This is a genomic window from Aeromonas sp. ANP5, assembly GCF_963870295.1.
Taxonomy (GTDB): Bacteria; Pseudomonadota; Gammaproteobacteria; order Enterobacterales; family Aeromonadaceae; genus Aeromonas; species Aeromonas veronii.
The window spans coordinates 15775-40547 of sequence record NZ_CAWMRY010000026.1; the positions used below are offsets into that span (position 1 = coordinate 15775).

The following is a 24773-nucleotide window of genomic DNA, read 5'->3' on the forward strand; positions in this document are numbered from 1 at the left end:
GGTGCAAATGGGGCGTCGGTTGTGACCGGACGTCCCCGGGGGCAGCCCCGCTGTCATAGGTGTTTTCCCTTAGACCGGTGGCTTTGCGTCGCGCCCTTTCGGGTCACTTTGCCTTTTTCACCCGATTTCTGTGCAGCACAGAGAATCAAGTGACCTGCATGGCAGGTTGCCTATGATAGATGCTTGAAAATAAATTAATCAATAGTTGGTTTTGATTCTAATTAACTGAAAAATATTGATAATTTGTTACAGCTACCACATTTTGTCCGTTTCCATGATTGAGCATGACGGTACTTGGTTGGCAGCTGTGGCGCCGGTAAATGGCGACTTTTTGCCCCTTGAAAGTAGCGGTAAGAGCCAAAAAAGGCCCACAGATTCATTCTGTTACTGGCTGTTGATGGCAAAACTGCAGCAACGGCAGAGATCCGGGTCGCAATGGCTGGAAAAGTACAGGGTTGCGGCGGATTCCCGCTTGATTATTGCGTGGCTTGGCCACATGTTAGAAAGCCATACAGAGCTGCTAAAGCGGTCTGTTCAAGACCAAACAAGAGGTAACCGGGATGAATAACCCTTTGCTGACAATGGATTCGCTGCCCCCTTTCAGCCAGATCAAGCCGGAGCAGGTTCAGCCTGCCGTGATTCAGGCGATTGCTGACTGCAAGCAGAAGATCAGCGATGTGCTGGCCCAGCGTGATCCCCATACCTGGGATAGCCTGATTGCCCCGCTGGAAGAGGTAAATGACCGCCTGTCACGGATCTGGTCACCGGTCAGCCACCTCAACTCCGTACTCAACAGCGAAGCGCTGCGCGAGGCCCATGATGCCTGCCTGCCGCTGCTCTCCGAATTCCAGACCTATGTCGGTCAGCATGAAGGGCTCTATCAGGCCTATCTGGCCCTCTCCCAGAGCGATGATTTCCCGCTGCTGAGCGGTGCCCAGCGCAAGGAGATCCAGAATACCCTGCGTGACTTCCGCCTCTCCGGCATCGGTCTGCCTGCCGAGGCGCAGCAGCGTTACGGCGAGATTCAGGCCCGCCTCTCCGAGCTGGCCTCCCGTTTCAGCAACAACGTGCTGGATGCGACCCAGGGCTGGCACAAGCTGGTGGCCGATGAAGCCGAATTGGCCGGTCTGCCCGACAGCGTGCGTGCCGCTGCCCGTCAGATGGCCGAGCTAAAGGGCAAAGAGGGGTGGCTGTTCACGCTGGATATCCCCTCTTATCTGCCGGTGATGATGTATGCCGACAACCGCGAGCTGCGGGCCGAGATGTACGAAGCCTTCACCACTCGTGCCTCCGATCAGGGCCCCAATGCGGGCAAGTGGGACAACTCCGCCATCATGAGCGAGCTGCTCACCCTGCGCCGCGAACTGGCCCAGCTGCTGGGCTTTGCCAACTATGCCGAGCTCTCCCTGGCCACCAAGATGGCGGACAAGACCGAACAGGTGGTGAGCTTCCTCACCGATCTGGCGGCCAAATCCCTGCCGCAAGGCAAGGCCGAGCTGGAGGAGATCCGCGCCTTCGCCGCCGAGCAGCACGGTCAGAGCGAGCTGGCCGCCTGGGATCTCGCCTACTACGCCGAGAAGCTCAAACAGCACAAGTTTTCCATCTCCGACGAGCAGCTGCGCCCCTACTTCCCCGCCCGCAAGGTGGTGAAGGGGCTGTTCGAAGTGGTGAAGCGGGTGTTCGGCATGAAGGTGCGCGAGCGCCTCGGCATCGACACCTGGCACCCGGACGTGCGCTTCTACGATATCTTCGATGCTGACGACGAGCTGCGCGGCAGCTTCTACCTCGACCTCTACGCCCGCGAGCACAAGCAGGGCGGGGCCTGGATGGATGTCTGTCTGGGTCGTCGCTACCGTCAGGATGGCTCGCTGCAAAAACCGGTGGCCTACCTGACCTGCAACTTCAACGGCCCGGTGGATGGTAAACCGGCGCTGTTCACCCACAACGAAGTGGTCACCCTGTTCCATGAGTTTGGCCACGGCATCCACCACATGCTGACCCGCATCGATGTGGCCGGTGTCGCCGGTATCAACGGCGTGGCCTGGGATGCGGTAGAGCTGCCGAGCCAGTTCCTCGAGAACTGGTGCTGGGAGTCTGAGGCGCTGGCCTTTATCTCCGGCCACTACGAGACCGGCGAGCCGTTGCCTGCCGATCTGCTGGAGAAGATGCTAACCGCCCGCAACTTCCAGGCCGCCATGCAGATGCTGCGCCAGCTGGAGTTCGCCCTGTTCGACTTCCGTCTCCATCAGGAGTTTGATCCGGCCAATCCGGCGCAGCTTCCGGCGCTGCTGGATGAGGTGCGCAGTCAGGTAGCCGTGATGACGCCACCGGCGTTCAACCGCTTCCAGCACAGCTTCTCCCACATTTTCGCGGGCGGCTATGCGGCGGGCTACTACAGCTACAAGTGGGCCGAGGTGCTCTCTGCCGATGCCTTCTCCCGCTTCGAGGAGGAGGGGATCTTCAACCCGGCCACCGGCCAATCTTTCCTGAAGAATATTCTGGAGAAGGGTGGCTCGAAGGAGCCGATGGAGCTGTTCCGAGCCTTCCGTGGTCGTGAGCCCAAGGTGGATGCGCTGTTGCGACACAGCGGGATCGCTGCCTGAGATTCCTGACCCGCCGCCTGTGTGAGCTTCAAGCAGGTACACTGTTTTGCGGCATAGTGGGATCGAGTCGTGATTTCTGCGACAAAAAGGGACCTTTTGGTCCCTTTTTTCAAGGCTTTTTAATATCTTGCTGATTGCATATTTGCACTGCTCACAGCTCTTCAGTAGAGTCGTGTTCTAACCTTCAAGGAGAGAAAGCCACTTGCCATGAGGCGAGCACTCGATTCCGTCTATCAAATCATCTCAAGTCTGGCTCATTCGAGCGGCCAGGGATATTTCGATACCTTTGTGAGTGAAATCGCCGCTGCTGTGATGGCTGATGTCGTCCTGATCGCCAGCAGGGAATCAAATGCTTCCCATCTTACGGTTCAGGCTGCCCATCCCTCCTCTCTTGACCCCGATACCCTGACGCTGCCAATCACTGACTCTCCCGATGCCATTACCTGGCAGGAGGGGGAAGCCTGGTTCAGCGATCGTCTGTTGCAGCTGTTCCCCGCGATGCCGCTTGCCGATGCGTGGCAAGCCCAGGCCTACGCCGGGATCGCCCTCAAGGATGCGGATGGCGAAACCATAGGTATCTGCTGCCTGCTCTATCGTCAGCCGCAGGCCAATATGACCAAGGTGATGGGGCTGCTCCGGTTGCTGGGGCCGCTGGCCGGTCGCGAACTGGCGCTGATGCTGCAACGCCAGCTGCCGCAACTCTTGCCTGATACCCCTCATGTGCTGCAGAGCATGCTGTTTCAGGCCCCGGTGGGGATCGGCAAGCTCGATCTCACCGGCCGCATTCTCTGGGCCAATCCGGCTATCGAGAAGATGTTGGGCTATCCCCTAGACGAGCTGCTTCATCGCTCCATCTCCGACATCAATCACCCGGAGGATTGGCAGCGCAGCCTTGAGTGCTACGAAGAGATCCGGCGCGGCGAGCGCAGCAGTTTCACCCAGGAGAAGCGCTACTTCTGCAAGGGGGGCGAGATCCTGTGGGGGCGGGTAACTGTCACCCTGATCCGCGACGAGCAGCAGCAGCCGGACTACCTGATGGTGCTGCTGGAGAATATCGATCCCCTCAAGCGTCATGCGGAGCAGCTCAAGCTCTCCCACCGGGTCTACGACAACCTCTCCGAAGCGATTCTGGTGTGCGATGCCGACAGCCGCATCATCTCGGTCAACCCGGCCTTCGAGCAGATCACTGGCTACAGCAGCGACGAGGTGCGGGGCCAACGTCCCAGCATGCTCAAGTCCGGGCTGCACGATCAGACCTTCTATGCCGACATGTACCACGCGCTGGAGCGGGTGGGGGTGTGGCGTGGCGAAGTGTGGAACAAGCGCAAGAATGGCAAGCTCTATCCGCAGCAGCTGATGATCAGCACCCTGCGTGAAGCTGGCAAAATCCAGCAATATATCGCCATTTTCAGCGATCTTTCCCAGACCAAAGTGGCCGAGCAGAAGATCGCGACCCAGGCCAACTACGACAACCTTACCAGCCTGCCCAACCGCTGGCTGTTTGGCCGCTGCCTCACCCGCTTCTGCGAGCGGGGCGAGCGCTTCGCGCTCATGGTGCTCGACCTCAACAACTTCAAGGCGGTCAACAACAGCATGGATCACCATGCTGGCGATGCCCTGTTGCGGGAGGTGTCGGATCGACTGGTGAGCCGGGTGCGCACCGAAGATCTGGTGGCCCGTATCGGTGGCGATGAGTTCGCGTTCCTGGTGCCCGGCATCGTCACCCGCCGTCAGGCCGAGGTGTTTGCCAAGCAGGTGATCGGCAGCTTTGCCCGTCCCTTTATGCTGGCCAACCAGCACCTCTATGTGACCGCGACCATCGGCATGACCCTCTGCCCGGTCGATGGCAGCGAGAGCGACGAGCTGCTGCGCAACGCCGAGCAGGCGCTGTTTGCGGCCAAGCGGCAGGGAAGGTTGCTCGGAGCCTACTGCTCATCCATGCGGGAAGAGGTGCGCCAGCGCCACCAGATGCAGCAGGATTTGGCCGAAGCGATCAAGCTGGAGCTGCTGACCATGGCCTACCAGCCCATCTGGGACAATCGCAGTGGACGGGTCGCCAAGCTGGAGGCGCTGGTGCGCTGGTATCACCCCCACTGGGGGCAGGTATCCCCTGCCGAGTTTATTCCGCTGGCGGAAGAGGCGGGATTGATTCAGGGGCTGGGTGCGCTGGTATTGTGGCAATCGTGCCGGGATCTGGCGCGGTTGCAGCAATCCGGCTTCCCTGACCTGCAGATGTCGATTAACCGTTCCACCATGGAGTTCCAGACCATCGACCCAGAGGCGAGTGAGTGGCTCAAGGTGATCCAGCACTTCGGGCTCGATCCTGCCGACATCGTCATCGAAATCACCGAATCTCTGCTGATGGAGAGCAGCGATCAGCACAGGGTGCGGATCGATGCCCTGCGCGAGGCGGGCTGCAAGCTGGCCATCGACGATTTCGGTACCGGCTACTCGGCCCTCAACTATCTGCGCACCTTCCCGGTCGATCTGGTCAAGATCGACCGCTCCTTCGTGCGCCATATCCCCTTCAATGAGCAGGATCGGATGCTGCTCGACGGCATCATCAACATAGTGCACAACCTCGGCATGCAGGTGGTAATCGAGGGGGTAGAGACCCGCGAGCAGCTCAATTTCCTCTGCCAGAAGGGGTGTGCCTTCACCCAGGGTTATCTGCTCAGCCGCCCGCTGGCCTATGACGATCTCACCGAATATCTGCAGCTCAATGACAAAGGGATGTTTCTGCAGATCAGCTAGTGGCGCTTACTCCTTCGATGTCATCTGTTCCTGTTTGGTTTTCAATGTCCGGTAATCCTCGCCGAGATAGCGCAAATAGATGCGATCCAGTACTCCCTCATCCTGCATCTGTTGCAGCGCCTTGTTGTAGGCAGGCAGCAGGTCAGCCTTCTGTTTGCCAAAACAGAGGTAGAGCGGCGTCGAATCGATAAAGGGGGTGAGGGCGCGGATCCTGACGTCCTGCTCTCTCGACAGAATGGGGGCAGAGAAGTAGTCCAGGATGATCATATCGACCCGGCTCTTTTCCAGCATCAGTAGCAGCTGTTTGTCGGAGTGAACCTTGATGGGCTCCCAGCCGGTGAAGTTCCTGATCTTGGCCGTATAGTCATACCCCCTGACCATCCCTACTTTCAGCCCCTTGGCCATCTCCCACGAGAAGTTCTGTAACGGACTGTCGGTACGCACATAGGCGGCCAGAGGATAGAAGGCGGTGGCAAGGTCAGAGTGATAGCAACCGGGGAGAGGGGCGTTGTCGAGAATGCCATCCGCCAGCTGGGTGCTGACATATTGCTCGCAGCGTCCCCAAGGCAGTTCAAGCAGGGTGAGGTTCATGCCAAGGCGGCGCGCCACCTCTTGATGGATCTCCACCGAAATGCCCTCTTTCAGGTTGCCCTGTTCGGCATAAGAAAAGGGAGGCCAGTCTACGCCGCAGACCTTCAGGTTTGTGCCGCTCTGGGCGGCGAGGAGCAGGGCAATGAACAGGTTCATGGGATTTCCTCCCTACAGCGACTTGAAGGGGCTGTGGTACACTCGGTTCACTGAACTTAGAACGCATCCAAAGACCATGCAAATTCTCCTCGAAGACCCCGCCAAGGCCGCGCAGGCAGACGCGCTGGCCAGCCAGCTTGCTCTGCTCGACCTTCCCCAGTTTGCCCTGGTGTTTACCCCGGAAAGGTTGGAACTGCGCAAGCTGGATGAGCCCAAGCTGGGGGCCGTCTATGTGGACTTCGTGGAAGGGGCGGTGGCGCATCGCCGCAAGTTTGGCGGCGGTCGGGGCCAGTCCATCGCCAAGGCGGTGGGGCTCAAGGCTGGTGCCACACCGACCGTGGTGGATGCCACTGCCGGGCTGGGGCGCGATGCCTTCGTGCTCGCCTCCCTCGGTTGCAAGGTGACCCTGATCGAACGCAGCCCCGTGGTCGCTGCCCTGTTGCAGGACGGGCTGGCGCGGGCGGCACAGGATCCCGAGATTGGCTCCTGGGTCAGTGAGCGGATGCTCCTGCTGCAAGGCCCGGCGGTGGACAATCTGCTGGCGCTGCCGGAGCGGCCCGAGGTGATCTACCTTGACCCCATGTTCCCCCACAAGCAGAAGTCAGCGTTGGTGAAAAAGGAGATGCGGGTGTTCCAGTCGCTGGTGGGGCCGGATCTTGATGCTGATGCTCTGCTGCCAGCTGCGCTTCAAATGGCAGAGAAGCGGGTGGTGGTGAAGCGGCCGGACTACGCCGGCTGGCTCAATGAACAGAAGCCCAGCATGGCTATCGAGACCAAGAGCAACCGCTTCGATGTCTATGTGATGGCGGCGCTGGTGGCGAGTTAACGGTCGGTGCGAGTTGCGGATGCAAAAAAGGAGGGCCAACGTCATGTTGGCCCTCCTTTTTCGTATTGGATTCAGTTGGTTGGCGCGAAGCGGATCAGCATTTCTTCCCCTTGCCAGTTCAGGCGCAGGGTCGCCAGTTCTGCCAGACTGAGCCGCTCGCCACTGTGCAGCAGCAGATACTCGACCCCTTCGCTGGCTTCGATAGTGCGGATCTTGTCATCCCGCTGGCGACCATCGCGGCTGGTGAGGGTCACCGGCAGTTGCCAGCTGGCAGCAATTTCGAGCCAGTCGTAGAGATCGCAGCTGATGGGTTGATAATCCGGCATGATCGGCTCCAAAACAGGCAGGTTGCTGAGTCAGGCTTCCTGTACTCGGGTCGGCCAGCCCATCTTCTGCTGGCGTTCCACCTCGAGCCGCAGCTCGCTGGCGCGCAGGTAGTGTTCATCCATCCAGCCCTTGGGCAGGGTCAGGGTCAGTGACTCCTCTTCTGCCTGCAGGGTGAAGCTGGGCACTGTGCCCTGGGTACGGCGCATGCAGAGGATCAGCGCGATGCGCAGGATACGGGCCAGCCGGATCGCCTGACGACCGGTGACTGCACCCTGTTTCTCCAGTGGTTCCAGCTTGAATTCGTCCCGCTGGTTGAACAGCAGGGCCGACAACAGCTTCTTTTGCGCAGGGGTAAAGCCCGGCATGTCGATGTTGTCGATGATGTAGGCGGCGTGTTGCGGCGCCTTCTTGTACTCGATACAGAGGCCGATCTCGTGCAGCAGGGCGGCATAACGCAAGATCGGGCGACCGTAGCGTTTGGAGAGTCGCCAGGCCGGTTGCAGCTGGTTGAACGCCTCGACAGCGGTATCGCGCACCCGTTCGGCGTGCTCTTTATCCAGCTGATAGCGGCTGATCAGGCTGTCGGCGGTGCGATCCCGGGCATCACAGTCGTGATTGTTGCCAAGCAGACCGTAGATCAGTCCTTCACGCAGGGCGCCCCCCGCGAGGGTCATGCTCTCGATATCGAGGGTTTCGAAGATGGCGATCAGGATGGCGAGGCCGGAGGGGAATACGGTCAGCCGCTCGGCCGCCAGCCCTTCCAGTTGCAGCCGGTCGAGCTTGCCGCAGGCGATGGCCTGACCCATCAGCTCCTGGAGCTTGGGCAGGGTGACCCGCTCGCTCTTCCCTTGCGCCAGCATGATCTCTTGCAGCGCCTGCACCGTGCCGGAGGCGCCGACACAGGTACGCCAGCCGAGGGCGCGGTAATCGTCCGCCACCTTCTCCAGCACCGCCTTGGCGGCAGCAATCGCCTGCTCGAAACGGGCTTCGGAGAGCTCGCCATCACCAAAGTGATTGTTGAGCCAGGTGACGCAGCCCATGTGCAGGCTGTTGAGCAGTTTTGCTTCGCTGTGCTCGCCAATCACCAGTTCGGTACTGGCACCGCCGATGTCGATCACCAGCCGGTTGCCTTCCCCGGCAGAGGTCCAGGAGACCCCTTCATAGATGGTCTTGGCCTCTTCCTCGCCCGAGATGATCTCGATACTGTGGTTGAGTACCCGTTCCGCTTCGCTGAGGAATTCGTCGACGTTGGTAGCAAGCCGCAAGGTTGCGGTGCCCACCACCCGGATATTGTCGGCCGGAATGTCCTGCAACTGTTCGGAGAAGAGACGCAAACAGTCCCAGCCCCGCTCCATGGCGGCACGGCTGAGACGAAATTCCGGATCGAGCCCGGCTGCGAGGCGAACCTTGCGCTTGACCTTGGCGACGGTGCGCAGAGCACCGGCGACCTCGCGCACCACCAGCATATGAAAGCTGTTGGAGCCGAGGTCGATGGCGGCATAGAGAGGCGAGTTGTGCAACGGGCCTGTCCTTAGCTCTTGCGCGGCGGACGACGACGGTTGTTGCTGTTGCCACCGCCCTGACGATCCCGCATGTTGCGGTTCACCGGCTGACGGTTGCGGAACACCCGTTTCGGCGGGGTCACGTCATCCAGCAGCGCTTCACGGTCGTACTTGCTGACCGGAATGGCGTGGTGGATGTACTCCTCGATGGCCGGCAGGTTGAAGGCATAGTCTTCACAGGCCAGGCTGATGGAGTGACCGCTCTTGCCGGCACGACCGGTACGACCGATACGGTGTACATAGTCTTCGGCGTCGTCGGGCAGGTCATAGTTGAAGACGTGGGTCACGTCAGGGATGTGCAGACCACGGGCGGCCACGTCGGTGGCGACCAGAATATCGAGCGCCCCCTTGGTGAAATCCTCGAGGATCTTCATCCGCTTCTTCTGCGGCACGTCACCGGTCAGCAGACCGACGCGGTGGCCGTCGTTTTCCAGCCAGGCATGGACGTCTTCACAGACATGCTTGGTGTTGGCGAAGACGATCGCTTTTTCCGGCCACTCCTCTTCCATCAGGGAGAGCAGCAGCAACATCTTGTCTTCATTGGAGGGGTAGAACAGCTCCTCCTTGATCCGCACGCCGGTCATCTGCTCCGGCTCTACCTGCACATGTTCCGGGTGGTTCATGTGTTCGTAGGCCAGCTCCTGCACGCGCAGGGAGAGGGTGGCGGAGAACAGCATGCTCATACGCTCGGTCGCGGGCGGCATGCGGCGGAACAGGAAGCGGATGTCCTTGATGAAGCCCAGATCGAACATGCGATCCGCTTCGTCCAGTACCACGACCTGAATGTTGCTCAGATCGATCACCTTGGACTTGAAGTAGTCGATGATGCGGCCGGTGGTGCCGATCAGGATGTCGACGCCCTGCTCCAGCACGGCCAGCTGCTTGTCGTAACCTTCGCCACCGTAGGCGAGGCCGAGTTTCAGGCCGGTAGAAGCGGCGATGCTGTCGGCATCGTTATAGATCTGTACTGCCAGTTCCCGGGTGGGTGCCATGATGATGGCTCTGGGTTGGTTAACCAGACGGGGCTTGGTCAGCGGGTGAGTCAGCAAATAGTTGAATGTCGCGGCCAGGAAGGCAATGGTCTTGCCGGTTCCTGTCTGGGCCTGACCGGCGAGGTCATGACCTTCTACCAGCAGTGGCAGAGACAGTGCCTGGATGGGCGTGCAATAGTGAAATCCCTTTGATTCCAGACCAGCCAGAACTTCGGGTTCGAGGCCCATTTGGGCGAATTTGTCGGTCGTTAAGTGTGTTTTGCTCATGGCGGTAGGTTATCAGGTTAGGCTTGCAATAATAAACAGGATCATTTCAAATAGGGCAACTATTGCCTTTGTTGATATGTCAATAAAGCCTTAATTACTGACTGGAGTTGGAGATGAGTGACAAGATTGTTCAGCTGAGCGATGCCAGCTTCGAGGCAGATGTAATCAAAGCCGATGGCGCCGTTCTGGTCGACTTCTGGGCCGAGTGGTGTGGTCCGTGCAAGATGATTGCCCCGATCCTGGAAGAAGTTGCCCAAGAGTACGAAGGTCGCGTGACCGTAGCCAAACTGAACATCGACCATAACTCTGATACTCCGCCCAAGTACGGCATTCGTGGTATCCCGACCCTCTTGCTGTTCAAGAATGGCGAAGTGGCAGCGACCAAGGTCGGTGCACTGTCCAAGACTCAGCTGAAAGAGTTCCTGGACGGCAACCTGTAATAATTAAAGAGGAGCGCATTGCAATAATGCGCTCCTTGTGTTTTATCACCTAGACGCTCATCCCGATTGGTGCTAGTTTATCGCTCGTTTGCTAACCTTTTTGCCTGACTCTTTGCTAACCACAGCCTGGCAATCAAATCCGATCAGCATCAATCCAGCAGACTGTCTCCTCATTTCAATCCTTGCTTACAGACTTTCACCACTATGAATCTGACTGAATTAAAGAACACTCCTGTGTCCGAGCTGGTCAAGCTTGGCGAATCCATGGGGTTGGAAAATCTGGCTCGGGCGCACAAGAAAGATATTATTTTTGCAATCCTCAAGGCGCACGCCAAGGGTGGTGAAGATATCTTTGGCGACGGTGTGCTGGAAATCCTGACCGATGGTTTCGGCTTCCTGCGCAGTGCAGACGGCTCCTATCTGGCAGGCCCTGACGATATCTACGTCTCCCCGAGCCAGATCCGCCGCTTCAACCTGCGTACCGGCGATACCATCTCCGGCAAGATCCGGCCACCGAAAGAGGGCGAACGCTACTTCGCACTGCTCAAGGTCAATGAGGTCAACTACGACCGTCCGGAAAACTCCCGCAACAAGATCCTGTTTGAAAACCTTACCCCCCTGCATGCCAACGAACGTCTGCGTATGGAACGGGGTAATGGCTCTACCGAAGATATCACCGCCCGTGTACTGGATCTGGCTTCCCCCATCGGTAAAGGCCAGCGCGGCCTGATCGTGGCGCCGCCCAAGGCCGGTAAGACCATGCTGCTGCAGAACATCGCCCAGAGCATCGCCTACAACCACCCGGACTGTGAACTGATCGTTCTGCTGATCGACGAGCGTCCGGAAGAGGTGACCGAGATGCAGCGGATGGTGAAAGGTGAAGTGATCGCTTCCACCTTTGACGAACCGGCTTCCCGCCACGTTCAGGTTGCCGAAATGGTGATCGAGAAGGCCAAGCGTCTGGTCGAGCACAAGAAAGATGTAGTGATCCTGCTGGACTCTATCACCCGTCTGGCCCGTGCCTACAACACCGTCATCCCGTCATCCGGCAAGGTACTGACCGGTGGTGTGGATGCCAACGCCCTGCACCGTCCGAAGCGCTTCTTCGGCGCCGCGCGTAATGTTGAGGAGGGCGGCAGCCTGACCATCATCGCCACTGCGCTGATCGATACCGGTTCCAAGATGGACGAGGTTATCTACGAAGAGTTCAAGGGTACCGGCAACATGGAACTGCACCTCTCGCGCAAGATTGCCGAGAAACGTGTCTACCCGGCCATCGACATCACCCGCTCAGGCACCCGTAAAGAAGAGCTGCTCACCTCCGGTGACGAGCTGCAGAAGATGTGGATCCTGCGCAAGATTGTCCACCCGATGGGCGAGATCGACGGTATCGAATTCCTCATCGACAAGCTGGCGATGACCAAGACCAACGACGAGTTCTTCGACGCCATGCGGCGCCAGCAGAAGTAAGTCCGGTCAGAAAATGACGAAACCGCGGCCCTGGTCGCGGTTTTTGTTTATCTGTTTTCCGGTCGCCCTAGTAGTATGAGATCCCGATGTCACATGGATGGAGACGTCATGAAGCCTGTTTTCTGGTTATTGCTGGGGTTGCTGAGCGCAATGCCAGCCTGCGCGCAGAGTGCGCCGATCGCGGTGACAGCCGAGACGTTGCAGACTCACCAGCGCTATCTGGCGGGCCGTCTGCAGGAGGGGCAATTTGCAGCCATCGACTCTCTGCTGGCGACCCTGAGTCGCGAGCGGCGGGAGTTCCTGCTGTTGCAGCTTCTGCGGGATATTCCCGCTACCACCCCTGCATCCCCTGCGTTGCAACAGTGGGTCGAGGCTCAGGCCGACAAGGCCCCCGAGTGGCTCATGGAGCAGCAGGTCGACGGTTTTCTGGTGCAGCAACCTGTCTATGATTTTGCCGCGCAGGCCCGTCAGCTGCTGGGGGCGTGGCAACTGCAATCACTGGTGCAGCGCTATCGGCAGCAGCTTGCCCAGGGCAGCTTCCAGCTAAAGTCCATCTACTACAGCAGTAACCCCGATCTCGCCATGCAGCAGCAAGCCCTGTTGCTGGCCCTCGATACCTTGCCGCAACCGATCTGGATGCGGGAGGCGCAAGCGCTGGCCAGCCAGAATATCTATCTGCCCGATAATCATCTGTTGTTCCATCTGTTGCAGCGCACCGGCGAACCGGCGCTCTATAGCATGCTGTGGCGGCGGCCGGCAGATCAGGATGCGCTGCGTGCACTCTCTACCATCAACCGCTTCCATCACGGCAGTGCTGCCAGCGATCTGCTGATTGCCGCCAGTGGCAACGAGGGGTTGAAGGGAGCCGCCCTGCGGCATCTGAGCGCACTCTCCCCCTTGCCGCCGCAAGCCCAGAAATACCTGCTGGCGGAGCTCTCCAACCGCCAATACGGGGCGCTGGTGGCCGGTCTGTTGATGGAGGTGGACGAGCCCCAACTGCTCTCTGCGCTGGCCAGACGCCTCGGCCAGCGTGACATGCCACCCATTGCACCGAGTCTGCTGCCCGATTCGGGTACACCCGATGGGCAGCCAGGGTTATAATGCGTGACCTCCTGAACCCGGTTGGGAACTTGCATGAAATACAAGGATTTGCGTGATTTCATCGCGCAGCTGGAACAAAACGGACAACTCAAGCGGATCACCCGCGAGATAGATCCCTATCTGGAGATGACCGAGATCAGCGATCGCACCCTGCGTGCGGGTGGCCCGGCTCTGCTGTTCGAAAATCCCAAAGGCTACACCATGCCGGTGCTGACCAACCTGTTCGGCACCCCGGATCGGGTTGCCATGGGCATGGGGCAGCCCGATGTGGGCGCACTGCGTCAGGTCGGGGTCTGGCTCTCCTATCTCAAGGAGCCCGAGCCGCCCAAGGGATTCAAGGAGCTGATGGAGAAGCTGCCGATCTTCAAGCAGGTGCTCAACATGCCGACCAAGCGCCTCTCTTCCGCCCCCTGCCAGCAGGTGGTGCAGGAGGGAGATGCGGTCGATCTCGACCAGATCCCGATCCAGCACTGCTGGCCCGGCGATGTGGCGCCGCTGGTCACCTGGGGCCTCACCATCACCCGCGGCCCCTACAAGAAGCGCCAGAACCTCGGCATCTATCGCCAGCAGAAGATCGCCAAAAACAAGCTGATCATGCGCTGGCTGGATCATCGTGGCGGTGCCATCGATTTTCGCGAGTGGCAGGAGGCCCATCCCGGTGAGCGATTCCCGGTGGTGGTGGCGCTCGGCGCCGATCCGGCGACCATTCTCGGCGCGGTGACGCCGGTGCCGGATACCCTCTCCGAATATGCCTTTGCCGGTCTGCTGCGCGGCAGCCGTACCGAGGTGATCAAGGCCATCAGCTGCGATCTGGAGGTGCCCGCCAGCGCCGAGATCGTGCTGGAAGGCTATCTGGAGCCGGGTGAGATGGCGCCGGAAGGCCCTTATGGCGACCACACCGGCTACTACAACGAGGTGGACGAGTTCCCGGTCTTCACCATCACCCACATCACCAAGCGGCGCGATGCCATCTATCACAGCACCTACACCGGCCGTCCGCCCGATGAACCGGCGGTGCTGGGTCTGGCGCTGAACGAGGTGTTCGTGCCGCTGCTGCAGAAGCAGTTCCCCGAGATTGTGGACTTCTATCTTCCGCCGGAGGGGTGCTCCTACCGGATGGCGGTGGTGACCATCAAGAAGCGTTACCCGGGCCACGCCAAGCGGGTGATGTTGGGGGTCTGGTCATTCCTGCGCCAGTTCATGTACACCAAGTTCGTGGTGGTGTGTGACGATGACGTCAACGCTCGCGACTGGAAGGATGTGATCTGGGCCATCACCACCCGGATGGACCCGGCACGGGACACCACCTTGATCGAGCATACGCCGATCGACTATCTGGACTTCGCCTCGCCGGTCTCTGGCCTCGGTTCCAAGATGGGGCTGGATGCCACCAACAAGTGGCCGGGCGAGACCAACCGGGAGTGGGGTCAGCCCATAGTTCAGGATGAGGCGGTGAAGCAGAAGGTTGATGCCATCTGGGATGAGCTCAATATCCTCGGATGAGGCAAACATGACAGCTTTGCTGCAAAAAGTGATGCGATCCACACTGATTTGAGTATTCTCGACTGACGGGGCCAGGGCTGCTGGTCGTCACTCCATAGTGAAACAATGAGCGAAGCGGGCCGAGCGAGCCCGCCACAAGGACAAGAATGCAACGTATCAAATGCCGCGTAGAGGAACTGCGCGAATATGTCGACACCATCTGGCATGTGGCCCTGACGCCGCAGCAAGCGATCAGCTTCAAGCCAGGCCAGTATCTGCTGGTGGTGATGAGCGATTCGGACAAGCGCCCCTTCTCCATCGCCAACTCGCCGACCCGCCCGGGCGTGCTGGAGCTGCAGATAGGCGCCACTCCCGAGAACGCCTACGCTGGTCAGGTGCTGGCCCGCATGCGCGAGCAGGGGGAGATCGAGGTTGAATTGCCGGCTGGCAAGGCGTTCCTGCGCGATGAATCCCCCCGTCCGCTGATCCTGATGGCGGGCGGCACCGGTTTCTCTTACGCCCGCTCCATTCTGGAGTACCTGATCGACACGGGCAGCAAGCGTCCGGTGTTCTTCTACTGGGGTGTGCGTCAGGCTCACTGGCTCTACGAACTGGAGCAGATGCAGCAGTGGGAGCGTGACTATGCGCCGCTCACCTTTATTCCGGTGGTGCAGGAGCCGGAGGCTGACTGGACTGGCAAGAGCGGGCTGGTGCACAAGGCGATCATGGATGACTTCGTCAGTCTCCACGACTACGACATCTATGTCGCCGGCCGTTTCGAGATGGCGGGTGCCGCGCGGGAGGAGTTCAAGATCCTTGGCGCCGAGCCGGAGCGCATCTTCGGTGACGCCTACGAATTTATCTGACGGTAGTCCCGTCTGGATGACGCAGCCCCCGGTTTTGCCGGGGGCTTTTGTTTTTGTGGCAGCTGCAGTACCTGATCGTACCGAATGGTTGGATTATCGCGGCGTTATCCCATTATTTTTCAATATTTTGGCTATGAATGGCTACTAATCGAGCCTAGCTGATGGCATCTTTGTGGGGGATTGACAAGAGCATCCATAGAGCGAGCACAAGGAGGCGCAGTGTTGAGTGAAGAGGGCAGGGCATCTGCGGAGGATGACAGGGGAGAGACCGGCTCTGTCGAGCGGGTCGCAACGCTGATCCCGTCCCCTCATGGCGGTGAAATGGCCCGTTTGCAGGCAGAGATCGCCGCTTTGCAGCATGAAAACGGCCTGTTGCAGGAGAAGCTCAATGCCGCCCTCGATGGCACCGGCATCTGTCTCTGGCAGGGCACCATTCCCACCGGCGAGCTGCGGGTCTTCAATCTGCAGAACTTTCAGGCCGGTGACATGGCCCCTCATTTCGATCAGTGGAGCGCCAAGCTCCATCCCGACGATCGCGCACATGCCATGGGCAGCTACTTTGCCCACCTTGAGGGCAAAACCCCCTTCTATGAAGCCGAATACCGCACCATCAATCCGCAAGGCGAGGTCACCTGGCTGTGGGATAGGGGTCGGGTCGTCGATCGGGATGGCGATGGCAAGCCGCTGCGGATCATGGGCTCCCATATCGATATCACCCAGCGCAAGGCTTATGAGCAGCGACTGGCGGAGCGCGCCAACAGCGACGCGCTGACCGGCTTGCTCAACCGGCAGGGGTTTGGCAAGGCGTTTGCCCAACTGCAGCCGCAAGGGGCGGGGGCGCTGCTCTTTATCGATCTGGATGATTTCAAGGGGATCAATGACCAGCTGGGCCATGCCTGCGGCGATCTGGTGTTGCAGCAGATGGCGGACTGGCTGCGCCTTATTATGCCTGGCTCGGCGCTATGCGGCCGTTACGGCGGCGACGAGTTTGTGGTGCATCTGCACCGGGATGTGTCGAGCCATGGCCTGGCGCAGCTGGCTGACGCCCTGATCAGCCGGATGCACGGCTATGTGCCCAAACCCGGTTGCCCGCAACGGGTGGGGCTGAGTATCGGCATCGCCCTGTGGGAGGAGGAGCCATTGAGCTTCCGACAGGCATTGGAGGTGGCCGACCGTGCCATGTATGAGGCCAAGGCACGCGGCAAGCGGGCCTGGTATCTGCTTCAGGTGTGATGGTTTTTACAGGTTCAATACAAAGCAAAAACCCCAGCCGAGCTGGGGTTTTTGTTATTCGCCTTTGGCGCCGAGCTGCTGCTCGAGCTGAGCCAGCTTGCTTTCGAGGGCAGCCAGTTTTTCACGGGTACGCAGCAGCACCTTGGTCTGCACGTCGAACTCTTCGCGGCTGACCAGATCCAGCTTGCCCAGCTGGGCTTGCAGTACCTGACGCATCTTCTTCTCGGCCTCTTCACCCATGCTGCGAATACCGGGCGGCAGGGAGTTGTGCACCTGCTTGGCGATCTCTTCCAGTTTCTTCGGGTCGATCATGATGTCCTCCTTAAGCGTTGGCGGACATTCTACCGACAATTCCCTCACTTTGCCGAGATCGCGGCGGCTTTTTAGTCGTGATGGTGCCCGCTGGCTGGTCGGGTCTGGTGATGGGGCTACAACTGCTACCCTTGCGCCCCTTTGTTAACCTGAAACCATGACATGCACCACAAAGCTGAGCCAGAACTGTCCGGCATGAGTCTTATTTAGTGTTGGTTTTATGTTAACGTTTTGCAGTCGAGGTCGTGATGACCCCGTTGGCTTGTGATGGATAACAACCCTATAAAAAGAGAATAAAAAATGAAGAAGAAGCTAATCTATGCAGCTGTTGTCAGCGCCCTGCTGGCCGGATGTGGTGGAGATGACAACAAGGGAGACACCACCAGCTCCCTCGACTACGTCCTGAGTGGCGCCAACGGGGTGCGCCCGAGCGTGCTGGCCCCTCGTGCCAGCGACGGTACCCTGAAGTTTTCGACAGAAACTGCTGATCTGTCTAACCCGGTATCTGCCCTCTCCACCCTGGATGGCTGGTCAACCACCCAACCCGTCCAGCTGGTACCGGCGACCGTGACCGGTGTCTCTGTGCCGGCACCGGCGGCCAGCGAGTATGCCTCTGCCGTTGCGCCCCTCTACCTGCTCGAGCTCACGCTGGATCCTGTCACTCTGCAACCCAACGGAGTCAAGGGCGGCAAGCCACTGGTTTATGGGACCGACTTTGTGGTCACTGGCGGGGACGGCAAGCTCAATCTGGTTCCGCTCAAGCCGCTCAATCCCTCTTCTTACTACATGATAGTGGCTACCGATGCACTCAAGGACAGTCGTGGCACTCCGCTCAAGGCGGGCGGCGATTACAGCAGCTTCAAATCGACAGCAGGCGCAACCACTCAGGAGCAGACCATTAACGGCCTGATCTCGCTGCAGGAAGGTCTGTTCAAGGCGGCCACCGGGATCACCAGCGATCGGGTGATCTTCTCCGACTGGTTTGCCACCCAATCTGGTGCCGATGTGCTGCTGGCGGTGAAGAGTGCCGCCGCTTCCGTGCTGAAGAGCCCGAGCCTGGACGCCGCAGCGCTGTGGAAACAGGATGCCAAGGGCAACACCAGCCTGCCAGCAACCTATACCATCAACGGTCTTAATGGCGGGGTGGATTTTCTGACCCAGCTGGCGAATGAGCCATTCTTGCCGCAGAAAGATCGTGATGCGATTGCTGCCGCTGTGGCGGCTAATGGCACCCTAAACGGAGTTGCAGCGGTGACCAAGGTGTATACCGGTACCGTCAAACTCCCTTACTTCCTCTCAACCCCGGCGATAGCCGGCTCCTGGGACAAGGCCAAGACCCAATCTTGGCACGGCGCCATTCCCAGCCTCTATGCCATCGCCAACGCGCTGAAAGCGGGCGATACCGAGGTGATCGGTGGACTGGTCGGGGCGGGCGTGGACCCGGCATTGCTGGGTGAGCTGATCGCCGACCCGAGCCGTCAGAGTGAACTGCTGACCGAGGCAAGCAAGCTGATCGGGGTGACTCTCACCTCCGGTGGCAAGCCGCTGGATGCCGAGCGCAATATCGGCCGTTTCAACCCGTTGCCGACCCTGAGCGAAGTACAATCGGTACCGCTGCGGATCTTCGCCGCTGCACCGCTCAATACCATTACCGATGTGATCATCTATCAACACGGGGTTACCTCCATCAAGGAGAACGCCTATGCGCTGGCGCTGGGCCAGATTGGTGCTGGTCTGCAAGTCACACCAACAGCCAAAAATGTCGCTGTGGTAGTGATCGATCATCCGCTGCACGGCGAGCGTGGTTATGCCCTGAGCAACAGCATGGCGACGGTGACTACATCGGAGAACCCGCTCCCCTATCTGAACCTCAACTATCTGACGGTGGCGCGGGACAACCTGAAACAGAGCGTGGCCGATCTGCTGGGACTGCGACTGGCTGTCGGTCTGGCCAACACCCAGGGATTGGGTGGCCAATTGGGTGGTGCCGGTCTGAAAGTTCACTTCCTCGGTCACTCACTCGGTGCCATTACCGGGGCCAATCTGCTGGCTGTCGCCAACCAGACCACCGGCAGTGCTCAGGCTGATGCCCTGTTCAAGTTCGATACCGGTGGTCTGGCGATGCCGGGTGGCGGCATCGCGCCGTTGTTGCTCAACTCGCCGAGCTTCGGGCCGACCATCAAGATGAGCGTGCTGATAGCAGGCAGCCCCGAGTTGAAAGCGGGCTTTGCGGCCTATGAACCCAACTGCAAGACAGTCAAGGCAACCTGCTTCGTCAACGAGTTCCTGCCCAGTCTGGATGCGGCCACGCAGGCGGGTGCGGCGAGCACCTTGCAGAGCTATACCTTTGCCGCCCAGTCAGTGCTGGACTCTGCGGACCCGATCAATCTGGGCAGTGGCGTCGCCAAGAGCTTCCCGCTGTTCGCTACCGAGATCGTGGGTGATGGCGCCCTCAACCTGCCGGATCAAGTGATCCCCAACAGCATCGTCTCTGCGCCGCTGGGTGGCACCGAGCCGCTGTTCCGGGTGCTGGGTTTGCAAGAGCTGAAGGGTTCCGGCATGCTCCCGGCGGGTCACCATGCTGCGCGCTTCCTGAAAGGGGGCCATAGCTCGCTGCTGGCTCCTGACGAGAACTTCGATCAGGCTGGCGCGGTCACCACCGAGATCCAGACCCAGTTCGCCAGCTTCTTTATGAGTGGCGGTGCGGCGGTCAAGGTAACCGATGACACCCTGATCAAGCAGTAACTGCCTATCGCGTAAAAAAACGCCGCCCCTCGGGGCGGCGTTCTCGTTTCTGCAACTGCTGAAAAATCAGGTCGGCTGGTGGTTGCGATCCAGCCAGCCTTGCAGCAGGCCGACCAGCAGGCCGGTCAGGTGGGCGATGTTGGCGGTGCTGGTGCCGAGCATGTCGAAGAAGCCGAGCACCATCCAGAACAGCATAAAGCCCATCAGCGCCGGTGGCAGAGTGAGGCCGCAGGCCGGTTGCAGCTTGCTGCGCAGCCAGCAGTAGCCGAGCAGGGCATAGACCACGCCGGAGAGGCCGCCAAACAGCGGGCCGCTGGCAAAGAACTCGGCGATATTGGGCAGGGCGGCGCCCACCAGCAGCAGGATCAGCAGCTTGCCGCTGCCAAGGCGCTGCTCGATCTGGCCGCCGAGATACCACCACCAGAGCAAGTTGAACACCAGATGGAGCACCGAGAAGTGGATCAGGGCGGGGGTGAAATAACGCCATGCCTGCCAGTCGGTGAACTGGGCCAGCGTCGGGTGGAATGCCAGTTCGTCGTAGATGGGCAGGCCGATGGCCTCGATCCCGTAGATGGCGAGACAGGCGATGATGACCACCAGCGTCAGCGGCCCCGCCTGATGGAGGAAATCGGTGATGGGATCCGTCATCCCCTTGCTGTAGTCGATGCGAGCATCGGCGCGGCCGGATTGCCAGGAGGCTTCCATATAGCGCGGGTGGCCCGGCTCGGCCAGAAAGCGCTTCACCTCCAGCTGGGCCTGCGCGAGGCGTTGCTCGTCCGCCAGCCAGATGGTGACCCCCAGCTCGGACTGGGTCAGCTCGCAGGAGATCCCCAGGGTAGCCAGATAGTCCACCAGCGCCTGTGCCATGCGGGCGTTGTCGAGCACCAGCAGCTGGATCATGCCTCGCCTGCCTCGATGGGAAACTCCCGGCGCCACGCCTCGAAACCGCCATCCAGACTGTAGACCTCGTCATAACCCTGTTGCAGCAGGTATTGGGCGGCCCCCTGACTGCTGTTGCCGTGATAGCACATCACGATGACCGGGGTATCGAAATCCACTTCGTTCATAAAGCGCACCAGGGTGCCGTTGGTGAGGTGGAAGGCGCCGACCGCGTGGGCCGCTTCAAAGGATTGCGGGTCGCGAATATCCACCAGACGGGCTTCACCCGCGCTCAGTTTCTGGTGGGCATCATGGGCATTGATATGGGCAAACTGGTCCATCGGGATGTCCTGCGAATAGGTTGATTACGGGCCAGTGTACCGCAAGCTTGGGCGCAAACTAACCCCACAAAAGATAAGGGAGCCAGCGGCTCCCTTGTCGATATGGCATGCGGGGCAGTGGGTTAACCGCCGAGATAAGCTTGTCGCACTGCCGGGTTGGCCAGCAGGGCGGCGCCCGTGTCTTGCAGCACCACGTGGCCGTTCTCCAGCACATAGCCGCGGTCGGCCAGCTTGAGCGCCTGGTTGGCGTTCTGCTCCACCAGAAAGATGGTCATCCCCTTCTGCCGCAACTGCTCTATGGTGTCGAAGATCTGCTGGATGACGATGGGGGCCAGCCCCAGCGAGGGTTCATCAAGCAGCAGCAGGCGCGGTTTGCTCATCAGGGCGCGGCCGATGGCCAGCATCTGCTGCTCGCCGCCGGACATGGTGCCTGCCCGCTGTTCCAGCCGTTCGTGCAGTCGCGGGAACAGGGTAAACACCTGATCCAGCAGGCCATGCTGCTCTGCCTTGTCGACGAAGAAGGCGCCCATCAGCAGGTTCTCCTCCACCGTCAGGCGGGCGAAGATACGGCGCCCCTCCGGCACCACGGCGATATCCTTGCGCATGATGCGGGCGGTGGTGAGGGAGCTGATCTGTTCCCCCTCAAACCAGATGGAGCCGCTGCTGGGCTTGGGTTCACCGCAGAGGGTCATCAGCAGGGTGGTCTTGCCTGCGCCGTTGGCACCGATCAGGGTGACGATTTCCCCCTCTTTCACCTCGACGCTGACATCGTGCAGTGCCTGAATTTTGCCGTAGTGGGTCGATACGTTGCGAAGTTCTAACATCTTTTTGTCCTTACGACTCGCCCAGATAGGCCTTGATCACTGCCGGGTTGTTACGGATCTCATCCGGCTTGCCGTGGGCCAGCGGGGTGCCCTGGCTGACTACGAAGATGCGGTTGGAGATACCCATCACCAGCTTCATATCGTGCTCGATCAGCAGCACCGAGACCCCGAATTCGTCCCGCAGGCTCATGATCAGCTCATCCAACTCGTCGGTCTCCTTCGGGTTGAGGCCGGCGGCCGGTTCATCCAGCATCAGCAGCTCGGGACGGGTCGCCATGCAGCGGGCGATCTCGAGGCGGCGCTGCTGACCGTAGGCCAGGTTGCCGGCGGCGCGGTTGGCGAGATCTTTGAGCCCCACTTTATCCAGCCAGAAGGCGGCCCGCTCCAGCCCCTCCTGCTCGGCACGGCGGAAGGCCGGGGTCTTGAACAGGCCAGCGATAAAGCTGGTGTTGAGGTGCTGGTGCTGGGCAACCAGCAGGTTCTCCACCGCCGTCATCTCCTTGAACAGCCGCACGTGCTGGAAGGTACGCACAATCCCCTTGCGGGCGATGAGGTGGCCGGGCAGCCCCTGGATCTCCTCACCCTTGTAGCGGATGGTGCCGCCGCTCGGGCAGTAGAAACCGGTCAGGCAGTTGAAGATGGTGGTCTTGCCCGCACCGTTGGGGCCGATGATGGAGATCACCTCGCCCTTGTCGATATCCAGCTTGACCCCGTTGACGGCCAGCAGGCCCCCGAAGCGCATCGACAAATCAGATACTTCCATTAACTTCTGATGTGTACTCATTTCTTCAACTCCAGATGCGGACGGGTCATCGGCAGCAATCCCTGTGGCCGCCAGATCATCATGAACACCATCAAGAGGCCGAACATCAGCATGCGGTACTCGTTGAATTCGCGGGCCAGCTCCGGCAGCACCGTCATCACGATGGCAGCCAGCACCACCCCGATCTGGGAGCCCATACCACCCAGCACCACAATCGCCAGCACAATGGCCGACTCGATAAAGACGAAGGATTCCGGGCTGATAAAGCCCTGCCGCGAGGCAAAGAAGCTGCCTGCGAAACCGGCAAAGGTGGCGCCTATGGTGAAGGCGGTCAGCTTGATGATGGTGGGGTTGAGCCCCAGCGATTTGCAGGCGATCTCGTCTTCCCGCAGCGCTTCCCAGGCGCGGCCAAGGGGCATGCGCAGCAGGCGGTTGATGACAAACAGGGTCACCACCACCAGCACCAGCGCCATCAGGTAGAGGAAGATCACCTTGTGGTTGGCGTTGTAGGTAATGCCGAAGAAGTTGTGGAAGGTATCAAAGCCGCCATCCTTGACGGTGCGGTTGAACTCCAGACCCCCCAGCGTCGGCTTGGGAATGCCGGAGATCCCGTTCGGGCCGCCGGTCAGGGTGGTCATGTTGTTGAGCAGGATGCGGATGATCTCGCCAAAACCCAGGGTGACGATGGCCAGATAGTCCCCCCGCAGCCGCAGTACCGGGAAACCGAGCAGGAAGCCGAAGGTAGCGGCCATCAGCCCGGCGATGGGCAGGCACTCCCAGAAGCTCAGCCCGAAGTAGTTGTTGAGCAGGGCATAGCTGTAGGCGCCGACCGCATAGAAGCCGACATAGCCGAGATCGAGCAGACCGGCGAGGCCGACCACCACGTTCAGCCCCAGCCCCAGCATGATGTAAATCAGGGTGAGGGTGGCGAGATCGATGGCGCCGCGAGAGGCCATAAAGGGCCAGCTCACCGCGAACAGCAGTACCAGCACGGCGGTGAGGTTATAGAGCTTGGGCGCCTCTTCCGGGCTCGGCAGCACCAGCTTGGTGAAGCCGACCGAGAAGCCGCTGATGGAGGCCTGAAACAGCTTGGCGATCTGGCCGCGCAGCATCTGGAACCAGAAAACGAGGGTGGCGCCCCCCAGCAGCCAGGCCAGCGACACATCGAGGCGGCTCACTACCTGCAGGCTGGAGCCATCGGTCTCCAGCTTGAAGCCGAGCAGCCAGAAGGAGAGCACCAGCAGCACCAGGCTGGCGATACAGGCGTGGATAAATTGATGTTTCATCACACTTTCTCCACTTCCGGACGACCCAGGATGCCAGTAGGCATAAAGAGCAGCACAAAAATGAGCAGGGCAAACGCCATCACATCCTTGTACTCGGTGCTGAGATAACCGGCGGTGAGCGCTTCAACCACGCCGAGCAGCAGGCCGCCCAGTACGGCGCCCGGAATGCTGCCGATACCGCCCAGCACTGCGGCAGTGAAAGCCTTCAGACCGGCCATAAAGCCGAGGTAGGGATTGATGACGCCGTAATACATGCCGAGCAGCACCCCGGCGACGGCGGCCAGCGCAGCCCCCAGCACGAAGGTGATGGAGATGACCACGTGGGTGTCGATCCCCAGCAGGTTGGCCATCTTGATATCTTCCGAACAGGCGCGGCAGGCGCGGCCCATGCGGGAGCGGCCGATGAACTGGGTCAGCGCCAGCATGGTGATGAAAGTCACCACGAAGATGATCAGCTGCATATAGGAGAGGCTGGCCTGAAAACCATCCTCACCCCCCAGGGTCCAGCCACCTGAGATCAGGCTGGGCATGGCGATATCCCGTGAGCCCTGAGCCATCCGCATCATGTTCTGCAAGAAGATCGACATGCCGATGGCGGAGATGAGGGGGATCAGCCGGTTGCCACCGCGCAGTGGCCGGTAGGCGACCCGCTCGATGCTCCAGCCATAGGTGCCGGTGATGATGATACTGACCAGGAAGGCGCCTCCCAGCAGTAGAAAGGTGCTGTCGATGCCCATCATCATGAGCCCCGCCATCACCATAAAAGCGACATAGGAGCCGATCATGTACACCTCGCCGTGGGCGAAGTTGATCATGCCGATGATGCCATAGACCATGGTGTAGCCAATAGCGATCAACGCATAGGTGCTGCCTATGGTTAATCCGTTCAGCAGTTGCTGAACCAGATAGAGGAGGTGTTCGGACATACTGCGTTCCCTGTACTTGCCCGCAAA

21 protein-coding genes and 1 riboswitch are annotated in these 24773 nt (G+C 60.0%); of the genes, 10 read left to right on the top strand and 11 right to left on the bottom strand.

Annotation, left to right across the window (positions count from 1 at the left end):
- Positions 1 to 37: 37 nt before the first annotated feature.
- Positions 38 to 123, bottom strand: a riboswitch (cyclic di-GMP riboswitch).
- A gap of 437 nt (positions 124 to 560) precedes the next feature.
- Together prlC and AACT07_RS14870 are read left to right on the top strand one after the other, a co-directional pair.
- A complete protein-coding gene (gene prlC / locus AACT07_RS14865) occupies positions 561 to 2603 on the top strand; it encodes an oligopeptidase A (protein ID WP_069528573.1) in 2043 nt (680 codons plus the stop codon).
- Between the two features lie 207 nt (positions 2604 to 2810).
- Positions 2811 to 5357: a putative bifunctional diguanylate cyclase/phosphodiesterase gene (locus AACT07_RS14870; protein WP_069528575.1), complete on the top strand. Its 2547-nt coding sequence runs from the start codon at positions 2811 to 2813 to the stop codon at positions 5355 to 5357.
- A 6-nt stretch (positions 5358 to 5363) separates the two neighbouring features.
- On the opposite strand, the gene AACT07_RS14875 is transcribed toward AACT07_RS14870, so the two are convergent.
- Positions 5364 to 6104 (bottom strand): substrate-binding periplasmic protein, encoded by a 741-nt coding sequence (locus tag AACT07_RS14875; protein ID WP_042081324.1) that lies wholly within the window; start codon positions 6102 to 6104, stop codon positions 5364 to 5366.
- A 76-nt stretch (positions 6105 to 6180) separates the two neighbouring features.
- On the opposite strand from AACT07_RS14875, the gene AACT07_RS14880 reads away from it, so the two are divergent.
- Positions 6181 to 6930, top strand: a complete 750-nt coding sequence (locus AACT07_RS14880) for a class I SAM-dependent methyltransferase (protein WP_069528577.1) — start codon at positions 6181 to 6183, stop codon at positions 6928 to 6930.
- A gap of 71 nt (positions 6931 to 7001) precedes the next feature.
- On the opposite strand, the gene AACT07_RS14885 is transcribed toward AACT07_RS14880, so the two are convergent.
- From AACT07_RS14885 to rhlB, 3 genes are read right to left on the bottom strand one after another with little or no spacing between them, the layout of a single operon-like run.
- On the bottom strand, positions 7002 to 7256 hold the full coding sequence (locus AACT07_RS14885) for a Rho-binding antiterminator (RefSeq protein ID WP_069528580.1): 255 nt from the start codon (positions 7254 to 7256) through the stop codon (positions 7002 to 7004).
- A 30-nt stretch (positions 7257 to 7286) separates the two neighbouring features.
- The gene (gene gppA / locus AACT07_RS14890) at positions 7287 to 8777 is read right to left on the bottom strand and encodes a guanosine-5'-triphosphate,3'-diphosphate diphosphatase (protein ID WP_069528582.1); all 1491 of its coding nucleotides are present in this window, start codon (positions 8775 to 8777) and stop codon (positions 7287 to 7289) included.
- Between the two features lie 11 nt (positions 8778 to 8788).
- The gene (gene rhlB, locus AACT07_RS14895) at positions 8789 to 10078 is read right to left on the bottom strand and encodes an ATP-dependent RNA helicase RhlB (RefSeq protein ID WP_069528585.1); all 1290 of its coding nucleotides are present in this window, start codon (positions 10076 to 10078) and stop codon (positions 8789 to 8791) included.
- Between the two features lie 113 nt (positions 10079 to 10191).
- Between rhlB and trxA the strand changes: the two genes are divergently transcribed.
- The 6 genes from trxA to AACT07_RS14925 all read left to right on the top strand — a co-directional run bounded on the left by trxA (position 10192) and on the right by AACT07_RS14925 (position 16670).
- Positions 10192 to 10518: a thioredoxin TrxA gene (trxA, locus tag AACT07_RS14900; protein WP_005339416.1), complete on the top strand. Its 327-nt coding sequence runs from the start codon at positions 10192 to 10194 to the stop codon at positions 10516 to 10518.
- Between the two features lie 204 nt (positions 10519 to 10722).
- Positions 10723 to 11988, top strand: coding sequence for a transcription termination factor Rho (rho, locus tag AACT07_RS14905; protein WP_005339417.1), 1266 nt, complete (start codon positions 10723 to 10725; stop codon positions 11986 to 11988).
- Between the two features lie 108 nt (positions 11989 to 12096).
- Positions 12097 to 13089 carry a hypothetical protein gene (locus tag AACT07_RS14910; RefSeq protein WP_069528587.1) on the top strand — a complete coding sequence of 331 codons (993 nt, stop codon included), beginning with the start codon at positions 12097 to 12099 and terminating at the stop codon, positions 13087 to 13089.
- A 33-nt stretch (positions 13090 to 13122) separates the two neighbouring features.
- Positions 13123 to 14592 carry a 4-hydroxy-3-polyprenylbenzoate decarboxylase gene (gene ubiD / locus AACT07_RS14915; protein WP_005339421.1) on the top strand — a complete coding sequence of 490 codons (1470 nt, stop codon included), beginning with the start codon at positions 13123 to 13125 and terminating at the stop codon, positions 14590 to 14592.
- A gap of 146 nt (positions 14593 to 14738) precedes the next feature.
- Positions 14739 to 15437: an NAD(P)H-flavin reductase gene (gene fre / locus AACT07_RS14920; protein ID WP_005339423.1), complete on the top strand. Its 699-nt coding sequence runs from the start codon at positions 14739 to 14741 to the stop codon at positions 15435 to 15437.
- A gap of 219 nt (positions 15438 to 15656) precedes the next feature.
- Positions 15657 to 16670: a GGDEF domain-containing protein gene (locus AACT07_RS14925; RefSeq protein WP_005355901.1), complete on the top strand. Its 1014-nt coding sequence runs from the start codon at positions 15657 to 15659 to the stop codon at positions 16668 to 16670.
- A 54-nt stretch (positions 16671 to 16724) separates the two neighbouring features.
- Here the strand turns inward: AACT07_RS14925 and ubiK are convergent, their stop codons facing one another.
- Positions 16725 to 16982 (bottom strand): ubiquinone biosynthesis accessory factor UbiK, encoded by a 258-nt coding sequence (gene ubiK / locus AACT07_RS14930; RefSeq protein WP_005339429.1) that lies wholly within the window; start codon positions 16980 to 16982, stop codon positions 16725 to 16727.
- Between the two features lie 300 nt (positions 16983 to 17282).
- Between ubiK and AACT07_RS14935 the strand changes: the two genes are divergently transcribed.
- Positions 17283 to 19727: a VolA/Pla-1 family phospholipase gene (locus AACT07_RS14935; RefSeq protein WP_069528589.1), complete on the top strand. Its 2445-nt coding sequence runs from the start codon at positions 17283 to 17285 to the stop codon at positions 19725 to 19727.
- 66 nt (positions 19728 to 19793) lie between these two features.
- On the opposite strand, the gene glpG is transcribed toward AACT07_RS14935, so the two are convergent.
- The 6 genes from glpG to livH all read right to left on the bottom strand — a co-directional run bounded on the left by glpG (position 19794) and on the right by livH (position 24746).
- Positions 19794 to 20627, bottom strand: coding sequence for a rhomboid family intramembrane serine protease GlpG (glpG, locus tag AACT07_RS14940; RefSeq protein WP_005339431.1), 834 nt, complete (start codon positions 20625 to 20627; stop codon positions 19794 to 19796).
- The gene (glpE, locus tag AACT07_RS14945) at positions 20624 to 20947 is read right to left on the bottom strand and encodes a thiosulfate sulfurtransferase GlpE (protein ID WP_005355913.1); all 324 of its coding nucleotides are present in this window, start codon (positions 20945 to 20947) and stop codon (positions 20624 to 20626) included. Before glpE ends, glpG begins: the two co-directional genes overlap by 4 nt.
- Before the next feature lie 122 nt (positions 20948 to 21069).
- Positions 21070 to 21771, bottom strand: a complete 702-nt coding sequence (locus AACT07_RS14950) for an ABC transporter ATP-binding protein (protein ID WP_005339433.1) — start codon at positions 21769 to 21771, stop codon at positions 21070 to 21072.
- 10 nt (positions 21772 to 21781) lie between these two features.
- Entirely contained in the window at positions 21782 to 22555 is a 774-nt protein-coding gene (livG, locus tag AACT07_RS14955; protein WP_005339435.1) for a high-affinity branched-chain amino acid ABC transporter ATP-binding protein LivG, read from the bottom strand.
- Positions 22552 to 23820 carry a high-affinity branched-chain amino acid ABC transporter permease LivM gene (locus tag AACT07_RS14960; protein ID WP_069528591.1) on the bottom strand — a complete coding sequence of 423 codons (1269 nt, stop codon included), beginning with the start codon at positions 23818 to 23820 and terminating at the stop codon, positions 22552 to 22554. Before AACT07_RS14960 ends, livG begins: the two co-directional genes overlap by 4 nt.
- Positions 23820 to 24746, bottom strand: a complete 927-nt coding sequence (livH, locus tag AACT07_RS14965) for a high-affinity branched-chain amino acid ABC transporter permease LivH (RefSeq protein WP_005339439.1) — start codon at positions 24744 to 24746, stop codon at positions 23820 to 23822. The genes AACT07_RS14960 and livH overlap by 1 nt, the downstream gene beginning before the upstream one ends.
- Positions 24747 to 24773 lie beyond the last annotated feature (27 nt).

Bases quoted from the DNA above. Each gene is read 5' to 3' on its own strand.
- prlC (WP_069528573.1), top strand. From the start codon at position 561: ATGAATAACCCTTTGCTGACAATGGATTCGCTGCCCCCTTTCAGCCAG.
- AACT07_RS14870 (WP_069528575.1), top strand. From the start codon at position 2,811: ATGAGGCGAGCACTCGATTCCGTCTATCAAATCATCTCAAGTCTGGCT.
- AACT07_RS14875 (WP_042081324.1), bottom strand. From the start codon at position 6,104: ATGAACCTGTTCATTGCCCTGCTCCTCGCCGCCCAGAGCGGCACAAAC.
- AACT07_RS14880 (WP_069528577.1), top strand. From the start codon at position 6,181: ATGCAAATTCTCCTCGAAGACCCCGCCAAGGCCGCGCAGGCAGACGCG.
- AACT07_RS14885 (WP_069528580.1), bottom strand. From the start codon at position 7,256: ATGCCGGATTATCAACCCATCAGCTGCGATCTCTACGACTGGCTCGAA.
- rhlB (WP_069528585.1), bottom strand. From the start codon at position 10,078: ATGAGCAAAACACACTTAACGACCGACAAATTCGCCCAAATGGGCCTC.
- trxA (WP_005339416.1), top strand. From the start codon at position 10,192: ATGAGTGACAAGATTGTTCAGCTGAGCGATGCCAGCTTCGAGGCAGAT.
- rho (WP_005339417.1), top strand. From the start codon at position 10,723: ATGAATCTGACTGAATTAAAGAACACTCCTGTGTCCGAGCTGGTCAAG.
- AACT07_RS14910 (WP_069528587.1), top strand. From the start codon at position 12,097: ATGAAGCCTGTTTTCTGGTTATTGCTGGGGTTGCTGAGCGCAATGCCA.
- ubiD (WP_005339421.1), top strand. From the start codon at position 13,123: ATGAAATACAAGGATTTGCGTGATTTCATCGCGCAGCTGGAACAAAAC.
- fre (WP_005339423.1), top strand. From the start codon at position 14,739: ATGCAACGTATCAAATGCCGCGTAGAGGAACTGCGCGAATATGTCGAC.
- ubiK (WP_005339429.1), bottom strand. From the start codon at position 16,982: ATGATCGACCCGAAGAAACTGGAAGAGATCGCCAAGCAGGTGCACAAC.
- AACT07_RS14935 (WP_069528589.1), top strand. From the start codon at position 17,283: ATGAAGAAGAAGCTAATCTATGCAGCTGTTGTCAGCGCCCTGCTGGCC.
- glpG (WP_005339431.1), bottom strand. From the start codon at position 20,627: ATGATCCAGCTGCTGGTGCTCGACAACGCCCGCATGGCACAGGCGCTG.
- glpE (WP_005355913.1), bottom strand. From the start codon at position 20,947: ATGGACCAGTTTGCCCATATCAATGCCCATGATGCCCACCAGAAACTG.
- AACT07_RS14950 (WP_005339433.1), bottom strand. From the start codon at position 21,771: ATGTTAGAACTTCGCAACGTATCGACCCACTACGGCAAAATTCAGGCA.
- livG (WP_005339435.1), bottom strand. From the start codon at position 22,555: ATGAGTACACATCAGAAGTTAATGGAAGTATCTGATTTGTCGATGCGC.
- AACT07_RS14960 (WP_069528591.1), bottom strand. From the start codon at position 23,820: ATGAAACATCAATTTATCCACGCCTGTATCGCCAGCCTGGTGCTGCTG.
- livH (WP_005339439.1), bottom strand. From the start codon at position 24,746: ATGTCCGAACACCTCCTCTATCTGGTTCAGCAACTGCTGAACGGATTA.